Annotated in this window: 9 protein-coding genes; 2 read left to right on the forward strand and 7 right to left on the reverse strand. The window is 68.5% G+C overall.

Annotation, left to right across the window (positions count from 1 at the left end):
• Positions 1-5 precede the first annotated feature (5 nt).
• The 5 genes from HG421_RS12950 to pilG all read right to left on the reverse strand — a co-directional run bounded on the left by HG421_RS12950 (position 6) and on the right by pilG (position 10,547).
• Positions 6-7,046, reverse strand: coding sequence for an Hpt domain-containing protein (locus tag HG421_RS12950; RefSeq protein WP_169706724.1), 7,041 nt, complete (start codon positions 7,044-7,046; stop codon positions 6-8).
• Between the two features lie 113 nt (positions 7,047-7,159).
• Positions 7,160-9,196: a methyl-accepting chemotaxis protein gene (locus HG421_RS12955; protein WP_169706725.1), complete on the reverse strand. Its 2,037-nt coding sequence runs from the start codon at positions 9,194-9,196 to the stop codon at positions 7,160-7,162.
• Between the two features lie 39 nt (positions 9,197-9,235).
• Complete coding sequence (locus HG421_RS12960) at positions 9,236-9,766, reverse strand: chemotaxis protein CheW (RefSeq protein ID WP_014508568.1); 531 nt, start codon at positions 9,764-9,766, stop codon at positions 9,236-9,238.
• Positions 9,766-10,128, reverse strand: a complete 363-nt coding sequence (locus tag HG421_RS12965; RefSeq protein WP_029220782.1) for a response regulator — start codon at positions 10,126-10,128, stop codon at positions 9,766-9,768. The genes HG421_RS12960 and HG421_RS12965 overlap by 1 nt, the downstream gene beginning before the upstream one ends.
• A gap of 17 nt (positions 10,129-10,145) precedes the next feature.
• Positions 10,146-10,547 (reverse strand): twitching motility response regulator PilG, encoded by a 402-nt coding sequence (gene pilG, locus HG421_RS12970; RefSeq protein WP_005913706.1) that lies wholly within the window; start codon positions 10,545-10,547, stop codon positions 10,146-10,148.
• 236 nt (positions 10,548-10,783) lie between these two features.
• Between pilG and gshB the strand changes: the two genes are divergently transcribed.
• Entirely contained in the window at positions 10,784-11,734 is a 951-nt protein-coding gene (gshB, locus tag HG421_RS12975; RefSeq protein WP_169706726.1) for a glutathione synthase, read from the forward strand.
• Positions 11,731-12,606: an energy transducer TonB family protein gene (locus tag HG421_RS12980; protein ID WP_169706727.1), complete on the forward strand. Its 876-nt coding sequence runs from the start codon at positions 11,731-11,733 to the stop codon at positions 12,604-12,606. The genes gshB and HG421_RS12980 overlap by 4 nt, the downstream gene beginning before the upstream one ends.
• A 44-nt stretch (positions 12,607-12,650) precedes the next feature.
• Here the strand turns inward: HG421_RS12980 and HG421_RS12985 are convergent, their stop codons facing one another.
• On the reverse strand, positions 12,651-13,568 hold the full coding sequence (locus HG421_RS12985; protein ID WP_169706728.1) for an ADP-ribosylglycohydrolase family protein: 918 nt from the start codon (positions 13,566-13,568) through the stop codon (positions 12,651-12,653).
• A complete protein-coding gene (gene tsaB, locus HG421_RS12990) occupies positions 13,565-14,284 on the reverse strand; it encodes a tRNA (adenosine(37)-N6)-threonylcarbamoyltransferase complex dimerization subunit type 1 TsaB (RefSeq protein ID WP_169706729.1) in 720 nt (239 codons plus the stop codon). Before tsaB ends, HG421_RS12985 begins: the two co-directional genes overlap by 4 nt.
• Positions 14,285-14,416: the final 132 nt, after the last annotated feature.

Here is a 14,416-nt window from a genome sequence, read left to right on the forward strand (position 1 = left end):
CGCCATTAGTCTCGGACACGGGCGATCCCCAGCAGGTCATACACGTTTCGCATCAGATCCAACTCTTGGTAAGGCTTGCCCAGGTAGCGCTGCACGCCGATCTCGAAGGCGCGCTGGCGATGCTTCTCGCCACTGCGCGAGGTGATCATCACGATCGGCACCGCCTTGAAGCGCGGGTCGGCACGCATCGCGGTGGCCAGCTCGTAGCCGTCCATGCGCGGCATTTCGATATCCAGCAGCATCAGGTCGGGCACGCGCTCTTCCAGCAGTTCCAGTGCCTCGACACCGTCGCGGGCGGTGGTGACGTCCAGGTTGTGGCGTTCCAGCACGCGGCTGGTGACCTTGCGCATGGTCAGCGAGTCGTCCACCACCATCACCAACGGCACCTGACGCTGTGCCTCGGCGGGAGTGTCCAGCGCCGGACGCGCCGGCTGGCTGAGGTAACGACGGACCAGCGGCGCCACGTCCAGGATCACCACCACGCGGCCATCGCCGGTGATGGTGGCGCCGTAGATGCCCGGCACCGAGGCGATCTGCAGGCCCACCGGCTTGACCACGATTTCGCGGTTGCCCAGTACCTGGTCGATCGCCACCGCGGCGCGCAGGTCGCCCGCACGCACCAGCAGCAACGGCACCTGCGCCTGGCCATCGGCACGTGCGGCGGCCTGGCCGACCAGCGAGCCCAGGTCGTGCAGCACGTACTCTTCGCCGGCGTAGTGGTAACCGCCCTCGCCCGACTCGTAACGGGTGCGCGAGATGCGCCCGATGCCACTGACCGATGCCACCGGCACCGCAAAGGTGGTGTCGCCGATCCGCACGAACACCGCCTGGGTGACCGCCAGCGTCTGCGGCAGGCGCAGGGTGAAGGTGACGCCCTGGCCACGCACCGAGTGGATGTCCACCGAGCCGCCGAGCTGGCGCACCTCGTTGCGCACCACGTCCATGCCCACGCCACGGCCGGCCAGCTGGCTGACCTGCTCGGAGGTGCTGAAGCCGGAGGCGAAGATCAGGCCATCGAGTTCGGCCTCGCTCAGCTCCTGGCCCGCTTCGATCAGGCCGCGCTGCTGGCCACGGCGACGGATCGCCTCGCGGTCCAGCCCGGCGCCGTCGTCGGCCACTTCCAGCACGATTTCCGAGCCTTCGCGGCGCAGACGGATCGCGATGCTGCCTTCTTCCGGCTTGCCTGCATCGCGGCGTTGCTCGGGCGTTTCCAGCCCGTGCGCGACCGAGTTGCGCAGCATGTGTTCCAGCGGCGCGACCATGCGATCGAGCACGTTGCGATCCAGTTCGCCCTGGGTGCCTTCCAGCACCAGGTGCACCTGCTTGCCGGTGTCGCTGGCCGCCTGGCGCACCACACGGCGCAGACGCGGCACCAGGCCATCGAACGGCACCATGCGCGCGCGCATCAGGCCGTCCTGCAGCTCGGAGCTGACGCGCGACTGCTGTTGCAGCAGGCCGTCGTACTGACGCGAGAGGTCTTCCAGCACGCCCTGCAAGCCGCCCAGGTCGGCGGCCGATTCGTTCAAGGCGCGGCTGAGCTGCTGCAGCGTGGAGAAGCGGTCCAGTTCCAGCGGATCGAAGGTGCGATCGCCCTGGTCCTGCTCACGCTGGTAACGCGCCACGATCTGCGCTTCGGTTTCCAGGTCCAGACGCCGCAACTGGTCGCGCAGACGGGCGTTGGTGCGGTCCAGTTCGCCCATGGCACCACGGAACGCGCCCATCTGCTGTTCCAGGCGCGAGCGGTAGATCGCCACTTCGCCGGCATGGTTGACCAGGCGATCGAGCAGATCGGCGCGTACGCGCACCTGCTCCTGCTGCACGCGCGGCAGGAAGTCTTCTTCGCTCTGGCCTTCGACCGGAATCGGTGCCGACAGCGGAGCCGGTTCCACCGACGCCTTGGCGATCGCACGCACGTCCGCGTCGCTGGGCTCTGCGGCATTGCGGCCACGGGTACGGGTTTCGAAGGCTTCCACCAGGTCGGTGGGCATGGCCACCGCGCGGTGCATGCCGGTACGGGTCAGCAACTGGTGCAGACGATCGAAGCCACGCTCGAACAGACGGACGTCGTCGCGGTCGATGTCGGTGCGGTTGGCCGCCACGGCTTCGAGCAGCGATTCGATCGCATGCCCGAGATCGCCGATGGCATTGATGCCGGCCATGCGCGCACCGCCCTTGAGCGTGTGCAGATCGCGCTGCAGTCCGTTGAGGACCTCGCGGTCTTCCGGCATTTCGCGCATGCGCGCGATCAGGCCATCGCTGTGATCGAGCAGGTCGCGGCCTTCCTCGACGAAGATGTCGATCAGTTCGCCGTCGAGTTGATCGAAGTTGAGCGGGCCCACATCGAAGGCGGCACCGACGTCATTGCTGACGGTGTCGGTACGCGCGGCGTCTTCCACCGGCGCACTGAAGGCGGCGGCAGTGTCGGCCGGCTCGGCCGCACGTTCGCTGGCAGAGGCCTGGTGTTCGGCAGCATCGGCGTGCCCGGCCTGCTCCGAGTGCTCGACCTGGTCCGTCGTGGCCGTCGCATCCATGGATGCAGGCTCGCCATCGTGCTGCGCGTCGGTCTCGGCGACCGGCTCGGCGTGCGCCTCGGGCGCGATGTCCGATTGCGGATCGCCCGCCTGTTCCACCTGGTCGGCCGCATGCGCCATTTCGAACGCCTGCACCGATTCGATGGTGTGCTCGGGCAGCGCCGCATCGGCATGCACGGCGTCGTCCTGCTGAGCGGACTGCGCCGCATCGGCGTGTTCGGCCTCGATCTCGGCAACGTGTTCGCCGTGCGTCGCATCCTCGACTGCCGTGTGTTCGGCCGTCTCGGTGTGCTCGCCGGAGTCTGCGTGTGTCTCGGAAGGCATGTCCCAGGCAGCGGGCTGCTCCGGCTGCGACTGCTCCGCATCTGCCTCGGCATCCACATCCGACTGCGCAGCGTGCTGTGCGTCGGCGTCGGCGTCGTGCGACGGTGCGGCTTCGTCTTCGCCTGCCTGCCCGGCGACGTCCTCGGAGTGGACCGGCGCGGTGGCATCGGCATCGGAAGACACGTTGATGTGTTCCTCCTCGCCTCGATCGGTCTGCGACAGGGCGTGATCGGTCGACACGCTGTCCAGCGCCGTGGTTTCCGGCGTCCAGTCTTCGGCGATGGCGGCAGGTGCCTCCTCGCCCACCGGGGCATCGGTGTGCACCGCTTCCAGCGCGTCGATGCTCTCGACCGTTGCGTCGTCGGCCACGGCATGGGCGTCGTCCGCGCTGGCAAGCGTCTGCGCCTGACCAAGCGCGGCTTCCGCGTCGGCCAGCTCGTCGACCACCACGGTGTCCTGCGTGGAAACGCCGGAGTCCGTGCCGTCTGCAGCCGGATCGCCCGCTGCTGGGTCGTGCGCAGCGAACGACGCATCCGCATTGGACACGGCATGCGCCTGCGTGTCAGCCGCATCGGCCGGCACCTGCGCTGCATCGTGCGCCAGCGCCGCATCGGCGGCGTCGGCAGGCTGCCGTTCGGTGGCGTCCCAGGCATCGGCGTCGACCGCCGGCTCATCGGCCAGCGTGTCGTGTGCGTCGTCGGCCTGCGCCGCAGCCTCGTGGTGGTCGGCGCCCACGGCGTCGCCCTGCACAGCTGCTGCGTCGTCGGCTGCCGTCTGCGCAGTGTCGACGTGCGCGGCGTGCTGATCCTGCCACAGTGGGTCGTGCTCGTCCGGCGCCGGTGCCTGCAACGCATCGGCGGCGTCCTGGTCGGCCTCGGCGTCGGCCAGTTCGTCCACCGCAATCGGCGCCTCCGCAGAGGCCTCGGCGTCGTGCGTGTGGTCGGCCAGCTGCGTCGGCGAGGCGGCGTCGGACGGCAGAGCGCTGGCATCCAGGTACTGCGACAGGTCTTGTACGCCGGTCAGTTCGACCGTCGTGTCGCCGGCAACAGCCTCTTCGCCTGCCGCGTCGACGTCGTCCAGGTCTTCCAGGAACGCCTGCGGCGGCCACTGCGCTTCCGGCAGGGTGTCCACCAGGGCGCGCAGGCGCTCGGTCAACGGCGCGAACGACGGAATCAGCGGAGCCTCGGCGCGCAATGCGCTCACCGTGGTGGCGATCGCCGCGGCCATGGCCGCAATCGCATCGATCCCGTCGGGCGACGGCGTTGCCGATGCCGCGAGCAGACGCTTCACATAGCTCTCGGCCGGGGTCGTCACCAGGGTGATTTCCGGCACGTCGGTCATTGCGAACGCGCCACTCATGGTGTGCACGGCACGCAACAGTTCTTCGGTCGCCAACTGCGGCGCCGCCTGGGTGGCCTGCAGCCACGCGTTGACGGTTTCCAGATGGGTGGCGACTTCGGCTTCGAGGATTTCGCGCAGCACGCTGTCCACCGATGCCGGGGTTCCGCCGCTGGCGGCAGATGCGCCGGCCACGGCCGCAGCCGCAGGCACCTCGGCGCTTGCCGGCGTCGCCGCCGCAGGCACGTAATAGACCTCTTCACCGGCAGCCACGCGCTCGGCAATCGCCTGGATTTCCGGCAGATCCGCATGGATGCGGCCCTGGTGACGCAGCGCTGCATTGAATTGCGGCAGCACCTCGTAGGCCAGCTCGACCATCGCCACCACCGCCGGACTGGGCGGACGCGAGTTGTCGAGCACGCGGTTGAGCATGCTTTCGATCTTCCAGCTGAACTCGCCAAGCACGCTGGCGCCGACCAGGCGGCCGCTGCCCTTCAGGGTGTGGAAGACGCGGCGGATCGGACGCAGGTTGTCCGGGCTGTTCGGCGCAGCGCGCCAGACCGGCAGCAGCTGCCCCAGGTTGACCAGTTCCTCGTCGAATTCCTCGAGGAACACCTCGCGGATGTCGTCATCGATATCGCTGTCGCCGAAGCCGCCGAAGATGCCGGCATCGGCCGCCACCGGCACCGACGCGCCAGGCGCCTGCACCGGCGCGGTGTCGGCTGCGGTATCGGGACTGCCCGGCGAGAACTGCGGCCGCTCGGTGTCGAACTGCGCGGCAGCGGCATCGAGATCGGCCAGGAACGCAGCCGATGCGGCATCCAGCTCGAACTCGCTGACCACGGCCTGCTGCACGCGCGGCGTGGTCTGCTCGGCAGCTGCCTCGGCGGGTGCGTCCGGCGCGTCGGGCACGGTGTCCACGAACGGGCCGTCCGGCTCCTGCGGCAGCGCAGGCGGAGCTGGCGGCGGCGAGAACGCATCTTCGATGCTGACCTGCGCACGGCGCGCTTGGTTTTCGGCAATGAACTCCAGCGGCGCGTCGGCCTGATCGGCGTCGCCCGGCAAGCTGATCTGCTCGATCTGCAGCGGCGCCTCATCGGCCACCGCCGGCGCAGCGGCGTGTTCCTGTTCCAGGGCGCTCAGGTCCACGGTGTAGCTGACCTGCGCGGCCTCGTTTGCGAGATGGCCCTCCTGCTCGGCCAACACCGGGTCGAACGCGGAAGGTGCGAGCGGTGCCACCTGCTCGGTGGTTTCCAGCTGCCAACCGCCAGGCGCCTGCGCGCCATCGTCGGACAGCTCCAGCGGCGCCACCGTAAACGGCACGTGCGCCTGACCGGACACGGTTTCCTCGGCGGCAACCGGGTCGAACGAAAACACCGTGTCGGTCGCTGCCGCGCCGGTGTCGTGCACCGCGCTGGCCGCGAACGGCGATTCCACCACGGTGGCGTTGGTCCACTCCAGCGCTGCGACCGGCGCGGCGTCGTTGGCCGCCGCATCCGGGGTGCCGGCAAGCTGCAGTCCGCCGACGGCGACCGGTTGCGGCTCGACGACGCTGCCCGGCTGGTCGGCCCCCACCGGCAATTCGGACGGCTGTCCGGACGGCAGCGGCCAATAACGCAGCGTTTCCAGGCTGTTGCGGGTGATGTCCAGGATCTCCTCGCGGCCGGGACGGCGCTCGCGCAGGGCTTCCAGGTAGTACTCCAGGCTGGCCATCGCATCGGCCAGGGTGTCCAGCTGGCGGCCGCTGGGCACACGCTGCTTGCCGATCAGCTCCAGATCGACATAGCGACGCACGCCTTCCAGGTAATCGGCCGCCTGCGGCAGTTCGAGGATGCGCAAGGCACCGCCGACTTCGCCCAGCAGGTGCGGCACATCGGCCAGGCGCGCGTGGTCCCAGTTGGTTTCGATGAAGGCGACGAAGTGCTCGCGCGCCGCGCCGAAATTGGCGATTGCTTCCTGCGCCAGCACGTCCACGGTGCGGCGCACCTCCGACGAGGTGGCACTGTTGCTGGCTTCGTTGCCATCGCCGATGGCGGCGCCGAGGCTGGCGACCTGATCATCCAGCGAGGCATCCACGTACAGCAGCGCGCCGGCGATATCCAGCAGCACGCTTTCGTCCATCTGCACCTGGCCGTCGACCACGCGCGCCAGCGCATCGCGCTGCTGCACGACGACATTGCGTGCCACGCCCAGGCCCATCATGCCCAGGGTGTCGGCCACGCTGCCGAGATCGTTGACCTGGGTCTGCAACTCGGCGATCTCGCCGCCGGTGCGCAGGTGCAGGTCCAGCGCGTCCTTGACGCGCAGCAATTCTTCCTTGACCGCGCTGCCGACCGTGTCGAGCAGCTCGCGATTGCGCCCGGAAAGGCTGCCGCGGGCGTGATCCAGCTCGGCTTCGGTGGCGACACCGGCCTGCGGATCGAACGCGAACAACACGCTTTCATTCAGACCCGGCTGGCCACGCGTGGCGCGGATTTCGTTGAGCAGCGGCAGCAGCACGATCGGAATGTCGCGATGGCCGTTCTGCAGGCGCTCCAGGTAATCGGGCAGCAGCACGGTGCCGCGCATCAGCATGGCGCAGGCTTCGTCGCGGTCGGCCACCTCGCCGGCCTGCACGGCCTGGGCCAGCAGTTCCAGCTCTTCGGCCACCATGGCCGGCGCGTACAGCTCGACCATGCGCAAGGTGCCCTGCACCTGGTGCAGGTAGCCGGCGCAGAACCGCATCCGACTGGTGTCGGACGGTTCTTCGGCGAAGTATTCGATCTCGTTGCGCGCCTGGCGCAAGGTCTCGTCCAGCTCCGGCTTGACCCAGCCCAGCGCGGCGTGGCTCATCGCATCGCGAAGCGCACTCATTGCAGCCCCCTGACTACGGCCGGCACGCCGCTTGCGCGGCCACCGGTCACTTCCTGTATCGACGTAATGCGACTACGCGCCATCTGCTGATCCTTTCCCGTTCCGCGTCGTGGTCACGCCGGCAGCTTGAAGTCGGCGACCGAACGGCGCAGATCGGCAGCGAGCTGAGCCAGGTTGCCGATCGACTCGGCCGTCTGCTCCGCACCCTGCGATGTCTGGCTGGTGATCTGTCGGATCACGCCCATGGTCTGTGTGATGTCCGTCGCTGCAGCCGACTGCTGGTGCGCGGCGATGGAGATGTTCTTGATCAGGTTGTTCAAGGCGTTGGACACGCGCTCGATTTCAGTCAGCGCGGTACCGGCGTCTTCGGCCAGGCGTGCACCGGACACCACTTCGGAGGTGGTCTGCTCCATCGAGCTGACCGCTTCGTTGGTATCGGCCTGAATGGTCTGCACCAGGCCTTCGATGCGTCGGGTCGCACTGGAGGTGCGTTCTGCCAGGCGCTGCACTTCGTCGGCCACCACCGCGAAACCGCGACCGGCCTCGCCTGCGGATGCGGCCTGCACCGCGGCGTTGAGCGCCAGGATATTGGTCTGCTCGGAAATGTCGTTGATCAGTTCCACGATCGAGCCGATCTCCTGCGAAGACTCGCCCAGGCGCTTGATGCGCTTGGAGGTTTCCTGGATCTGGTCGCGGATCTGGTCCATGCCCTGGATCGTCTCGCGCACCACGCCGGCACCCTCGGCGGCGATGACCACCGAGCGCTGCGCCACTTCGGCCGACTCGGTGGAGTTGCGCGACACCTGTTCGATGCTGGCCGCGATTTCGCTGATGCGCTCGGAGGCGGTGGTGATCTGGTTGGCCTGCTGGCCGGCCGCTTCGGCCAGCTGCATGGCCGTGGCCTGGGTTTCCTGGGTCGACACGGCCACCTTGGCGGAGGTGTCGTTGATGGTGGTCACCAGGTGACGCAGTTCGTCCACGGCGTAGTTGATCGCGTCCGCGATCGCGCCGGTCATGTCCTCGGTCACCGAGGCTTTCACGGTCAGGTCGCCCTCACCGAGCGAGCTGATTTCGTCCAGCAACCGCATGATCGCCTGCTGGTTGCGGCTGTTGAATTCCACCTGTGCCTGGTAGCGCACGTCCTGCTCGCGGGTCCGTACCCGCACCGAGCTCCAGACGAAGCCGATGATGGCCAGCAAGGCGAGCAGGCCGGACACCACGCCCAGCCAGAAGTTGGGAAACAGGCGGGTGTCGCGCACCGAACCGAACGCGGAGAACGCGTCGAACAGCTTCTTGCTGTCGTCGAGCATCTTGCCCGAGCCGGCGGTCAGCGCCGCGGCCGAGGACTGCGCCGCGAACAGGTTGCGCGAGCTGGCGAGGATGGCGTCGACGTCCTTCTTCATCGTCGCCCACTGCGTCTGCGACTGTTCCAGCGCCGCCAGGGCGGCCGGGTTGCGCACCGCGGCGATGCCGAGTTCGTCGTTGCCTGCGCGCAGGCCTTCCAGCATCTGGGTGAACACCACCGAGTCGCGTGCCAGCGCGTCGCCGGAGGCGGCGGCATTGGCGCCGCCGGCGCGCATTTCGGTCACCCGGCGCGCCATGGTGCCGGCCACCACGACCTGCTGCAGGGTGTTGTAGATCTGCGAGGCGGGCGCGCCGCTGACCGTCATCGCGCGCACCACTTCGTTCAACTGCGCCTGCAGCTGCGGCACGCTGCCGGAGAAGCGTTCGGCGTTGCCGGCCAGGCCGAGCACCGCCGGTTCGCTGGCGATGACCTGGTCGGCATTCTTGCTGAGCGGCACCCAGGTCGCCTTGAGCTGCGCCATCGCGCTGGCCACCGAGCCTTCCTGGCCGTAGCGGCCATCGAGTTCGCTCACCGTGCTGTCGATGCGGCCCTTGGTCTCCTTGAAGGCGGCAAAGGCCTTGGCGTCACCGGACACCGCTTCACGGCCCTGGTTGGCCAGCTGCTGCGAGAGTACCTGCAGGTCGGCTGCGCCGGTGCCGGCACCGGCAAGGCGACTTCCCTGCCAGGTGGCGACGCCGGTGTTGGCGCCGAACACGATCATCGACAACACCAGCAGGCCAAGCCAGAAGCTGGTGCTGACGCTGCCGAGCTTGTTGGTCTTGCGGGCGTCCGGGGCGGTACTCATGGTTCGACCTCGATCTGTATGACGTGGCGGGGTCGCGGCTCAGGCCGCGGCCTGCCGGAATTCAGGAGTGCGCGACAGCAACGCCAGGGAGAACACGCCCCAGTCCTGCGTCTCGTTGCGGAAGGCACGGTCGATGAAGTGCGCGTAGCGGCCTTGCGCCAGCTCGCCAGGCTCGACCGCCTGCGCCTGTTCGAAGCTACGCTGGCCGTAGAGCTCGTCGATGGTCAGCGCGACGTCGCCGCCGCTCTGACGCATGATCAGCACCCGCTGGCCTTCCTGCAGCACCGTGCGCCGGCCCTCCAGGAACTGCTTCAGATCGATCACCGGGAACAGGTTGCCGCGCAGGTTGCCCACGCCCAGCAACCAGGGCTGGGCGCCCGGCACCGGCGTCACCGGCGGCATCGGCACGATTTCCGCCACTTCGCGGAAGTCCGAGACCAGCCGCCGGGTACCGACGCGATAGCCGACGCCACGCCAGATGTCTGCGGAGAACTGGCGTTCCGGCAGCGGCGTGGCGTGCGCAAGACTACGCCGCTCGTAGTCTTCGAGAATGTCGAATGGAGAGCGCATCAACGCACCAGTTGTTTGATGCGTGCAATCAGATCGTCTTCGCGCGGCGGCTTGACGATGTAATCGCTGGCACCTTGTCGCAAACCCCAGGCCTTGTCGGTTTCCATGCCCTTGGTGCTGACCAGCAGCACGGGGATGTCCTTGGTGGCCTGGTCGCGTGCGAGTGCACGCGTTGCCTGGAAGCCGCTCATGCCGGGCAGCACCACATCCATCAGCACCAGATCGGGCGCCTGGCTGCGAACCAGCTCCAGTCCCTCTTCGGCGTTGTCGGTGGCGACGACCGTATGGCCAGCTTTTTCCAGCCATTGACTGAAGACTGCCCGATCGGTGGGCGAGTCCTCGATCAATATAATTCGAGCCATGTTGCCTTTCCCCCTGGTCAGGCGTGGACGTACGTGCGGATCGCGCTCAGTAATTCTTCACGTGTGAATGGCTTGGTCAGATATTGCTCGGAGCCGACGATGCGGCCGCGTGCCTTGTCGAACAGGCCATCCTTGGACGACAACATGATCACCGGCGTCGACTTGAAGAGCTGGTTGCCCTTGATCAACGCGCAGGTCTGGTACCCATCCAGACGCGGCATCATGATGTCCACAAAGATGATCTGAGGTTGCTGGTCCGCAATCTTGGCCAGTGCCTCGAAACCATCCGTCGCTGTCACTACTTCACACCCTTCGCGCTTCAACAGCGTTTCGGCGGTGCGGCGAATGGTTTTCGAATCATCGATCACCATCACCTTCAGTCCTGCGAGTTCCCCACCCGCAGCAATGTTTTCACTCATGCAAATATCCCCGGGCGCGCAACGCTTCATCCCTTCCGGCGTCGCTACGAAACTGCATGTATATCCCAAGACCCGCATCGACTGTCAAGGGCGCGTTGCCGGGGCCCCGCCAGGCGGACGTTCCGACTGCGTCCGGGTGCGTTTCGGCCGGCAAGTCGCGCATTCGCAACCGGCCGGGCGCGCCATCGCCCGCCGCTTGAAGTTACCATCGGCAACCTGTTCGAAAGGTTTAGCCCATGTCGCTCGACGTCGTTGTGGTGATGGACCCCATCGCCTCCATCAAGATCGCCAAAGACACCACCTTCGCCATGCTGCTGGAGGCCCAGCGCCGTGGGCACCACCTGCATTACGTGCGCCCGGGCGGGCTGAGCCTGCGCGAGGGCCGCGCGGTGGCGCAGGTCGCGCCGCTGAGCGTGCGCGAGGACAAGACCAGCTGGTTCACCCTGGGCGAGTTCGCCGAACTGGCGTTCGGCCCCGGCCAGGTAGTGCTGATGCGCAAGGACCCGCCGGTTGACGCGGAGTTCATCTACGACACCCAGGTGCTGAGCGTGGCGCAGCGCGCCGGCGCGCAGATCGTCAACGACCCGCAGGGCCTGCGCGACTACAACGAGAAGCTGGCCGCGCTGCTGTTCCCGCAATGCTGCCCGCCCACCCTGGTCAGCCGCGACTCTGCCGCGCTCAAGGCGTTCGTGCTGGAGCATGGCCAGGCCGTGCTCAAGCCGCTGGACGGCATGGGCGGGCGTTCGATCTTCCGCAGCGGCACCGGCGACCCCAACCTCAATGTGATCCTGGAGACGCTGACCGACGGCAACCGCAAGCTGACCCTGGCGCAGCGCTTCATCCCCGACATCACTGCCGGCGACAAGCGCATCCTGTTGGTGGACGGCGAGCCGGTCGATTACTGCCTGGCGCGGATTCCGCAGGGCGACGAATTCCGCGGCAACCTGGCCGCCGGCGGGCGCGGCGAAGGCCGGCCATTGTCCGAACGCGACCGCTGGATCGCCGCGCAGGTGGGCCCGGAAATGCGCCGCCGCGGCATGCGCTTCGTCGGCCTGGACGTGATCGGCGATTACCTGACCGAGGTCAACGTCACCAGCCCCACCTGCGTGCGCGAGCTGGACGCGCAGTTCGGGCTGAACATCGCCGGGCTGCTGTTCGATGCGATCGAGGCCGGCGCCGCGCAATGAGCACGGCCGCGGCCCTGCCTGCAGCGATGGACGAACGCCGGCGGCTGACCACCACGCTGGTGATCTCGCTGTTGCTGCACGGCGCGCTGATCCTGGGGGTGGGCTTTGCGGTCAGCGAGGACGCGCCGCTGGTCCCGACCCTGGACGTGATCTTCAGCCAGACCAGCACCCCACTGACGCCCAAGCAGGCCGACTTCCTGGCCCAGGCCAACCAGCAGGGCGGCGGCGACCACGACACCGCCCAGCGCCCGCGCGACAGCCAGCCAGGCGTGGTGCCGCAGGACCGCACCGGCCTGGCGCCGCAGGCGCAACGCGCCACCAGCGTGAACGCACCGCAGCCGACCCAGACCCGGGTGGTGAGCAGCCGCCGTGGCGAACAGGCCGTGCCGACGCCGCAACCGACCCCGCAGACCGACCCACTCACCCCGGCCGATGCGCAACGCATCCAGCGCGATGCGGAGATGGCCCGGCTGGCGGCCGAGGTGCACCTGCGCTCGGAACAGTACGCCAAGCGCCCGAATCGCAAGTTCGTCTCCGCCAGTACCCGCGAATACGCCTACGCCAACTACCTGCGCGCCTGGGTGGACCGCGCCGAGCGCGTGGGCAACCTGAATTATCCGGACGATGCCCGCCGCCGCCGGCTGGGCGGCAAGGTGGTCATCAGCGTGGGCGTGCGCCGCGACGGCAGCGTGGAAAGCAGCCGCGTGCTGGTCTCCAGCGGGATCCCGACGCTGGACGCCGCCGCGTTGCGGGTGGTGCAGCTGGCACAGCCGTTCCCGCCCCTGCCCAGGACCAAGGACGACGTGGACATCCTCGAGGTGACGCGCACCTGGCTGTTCCTGCCCGATGGTGAGTTGCACGACGACCGCTGACACACGCCCAGGCGCGCGCTGTGCGTCCAGTGGTGGCCAGGATCTCAGGCCACCTGCGCCGCGGCGTGCAACCGGTCGGCCACCGTCATGATCTCGGCTGCGTCCTGCACGCGTTCGCGCCAGGCGGCGGGGATGCCCTCCACACCATAGAACGCGCCGGCGAGCTGGCCGCAGATCGCCGCGGTGGTGTCGGCATCGTCGCCCAGGTTGGCCGCGCGCAGCACCGCCTCGGCGAAGGTGCCGGTAGTGGCGAAGCACCACAGCGCCGCCGATAGCGCATCCACCACGTAGCCGGTGCCGCGGATCTGCGCTGCCGGCACCGCTGCATGGTCGCGCGCGGCCAGGGCCTGCACGGCCGGGGAGACCATTGCTTCGCACGACGTGCGCAGCACCTGAGCGCGCGTTGCGCCGAGCAGGGCGGCCCGCATCTGGGCCGCGAACAACCGGCAGGCGTCCAGTGCTTCGGCGGCGGCATGGGTGGTGCGCGAGCTGTCGGCGGCACGCTCGCCCAGCTCGCCGGGGCGATGCGCGTAGTACATCGCCACCGACGCCAACCGCATCAGGGATCCATTGCCGGCCGCGCGCGGATCGGCGCTGCCGCTGAAGGCGGGGCCGCCATCGAGATAGCGCTCCAGCGCCTGGCGCACGGTGTTGCCGATATCGAAACAGCGGCCGGTGCTGCTGAGGTAGCCGTGCTGATACCAGTTGCAATAGCGATTCATCTGGTCGGCGGGATCGAAGCCTTGCCGGTGCAGCAGGCTGTGCGCCAGGCACAGCGCCATCGAGGTGTCGTCGGTCCACTGCCCTGCACGCAGGGCGAACGGACCACCGCCGTGCATGTCGTCGATCGGCGTGAAGCTGCCGGGCGCCTGGAATTCCAGCGTGGTGCCCAGCGCATCGCCGACTGCCAGACCTAGCAGGCAGCCGCGAAACCGCGCGCGTTCGAGATCGCCGTGGGTCATGGCGCGGCGGCCGCCGCCTTCGCTGCGCGTGCGGCCTGTTGCTCGACCAGGGTCAGTGCGACGTTGTCGCGCAGGTACGCCGGTTCCACGCGCTCCGGCGCCAGCCCTTCGCCCCGCTGCAGCGCGGGCACCGCCAGCGTGAGCAGATCGGCGGCATGCGGCAAGGCGCTGGCATCGACGCTGCTCAGCTGCGCGGCAAGGCGTTGCTGCAGCAGTCCGTCGGCGGCCGCAAATCCGGTTCCCACCCCGGCCACGCGCTGCGCCGTCTCGGGCATGGCCACCGCATCGGGCGTGCACACGCGCTCCGGGGCAAGTTCCAGCAGCCCTTCCTCGTTGCGCGCGAACACCCCGGCATAGACCTCGCCCATGCGCGCATCGATGCAGGCCAGCACATGCCTCGCCTCGGCCGGCGCGCGCAAGGCCAGCACCTGCAGCGTGGAGACCGCCAGCACCGGCAGATCCAGGGCCAGCGCGATGCCCTGCGCAATACCGATCGCCAGCCGCACGCCGGTGAAGGCCCCGGGCCCGCGGCCGACCGCGATCGCATCGAGCTGACGACGGGTGATGCCGGCGTCGGCCAGCAGCGCCTCGGCCCAGGGCAAGGCCAGTTCGGCGTGACGACGCGGTGCCAGTTCGAAGCGCTCGATCACGCGTCCATCCACGTGCAGCGCAACGGAGCAGGCTTCGGTGGAGGTTTCGAAGGCGAGGATGTTCATGGGAGAGAGCCGGGACCGGGGACCCGGGACTGGGGAACCGGGAAGGCGCAAAGTCTAACTGATCGATTCGAGCGGACGAGGCGGCAGATAGACGGGATCGGGGACCCGGGACTGGGGACCCGGGAAGGCGCA

It is taken from the genome of Xanthomonas campestris pv. badrii (assembly GCF_012848175.1).
GTDB classification, from domain to species: Bacteria; Pseudomonadota; Gammaproteobacteria; order Xanthomonadales; family Xanthomonadaceae; genus Xanthomonas; species Xanthomonas campestris_C.

What these genes read in the sequence shown, in the direction of transcription:
- HG421_RS12950 (WP_169706724.1), bottom strand. Translation starts at nt 7,046, where the DNA reads ATGAGTGCGCTTCGCGATGCGATGAGCCACGCCGCGCTGGGCTGGGTC.
- HG421_RS12955 (WP_169706725.1), bottom strand. Translation starts at nt 9,196, where the DNA reads ATGAGTACCGCCCCGGACGCCCGCAAGACCAACAAGCTCGGCAGCGTC.
- HG421_RS12960 (WP_014508568.1), bottom strand. Translation starts at nt 9,766, where the DNA reads ATGCGCTCTCCATTCGACATTCTCGAAGACTACGAGCGGCGTAGTCTT.
- HG421_RS12965 (WP_029220782.1), bottom strand. Translation starts at nt 10,128, where the DNA reads ATGGCTCGAATTATATTGATCGAGGACTCGCCCACCGATCGGGCAGTC.
- pilG (WP_005913706.1), bottom strand. Translation starts at nt 10,547, where the DNA reads ATGAGTGAAAACATTGCTGCGGGTGGGGAACTCGCAGGACTGAAGGTG.
- gshB (WP_169706726.1), top strand. Translation starts at nt 10,784, where the DNA reads ATGTCGCTCGACGTCGTTGTGGTGATGGACCCCATCGCCTCCATCAAG.
- HG421_RS12980 (WP_169706727.1), top strand. Translation starts at nt 11,731, where the DNA reads ATGAGCACGGCCGCGGCCCTGCCTGCAGCGATGGACGAACGCCGGCGG.
- HG421_RS12985 (WP_169706728.1), bottom strand. Translation starts at nt 13,568, where the DNA reads ATGACCCACGGCGATCTCGAACGCGCGCGGTTTCGCGGCTGCCTGCTA.
- tsaB (WP_169706729.1), bottom strand. Translation starts at nt 14,284, where the DNA reads ATGAACATCCTCGCCTTCGAAACCTCCACCGAAGCCTGCTCCGTTGCG.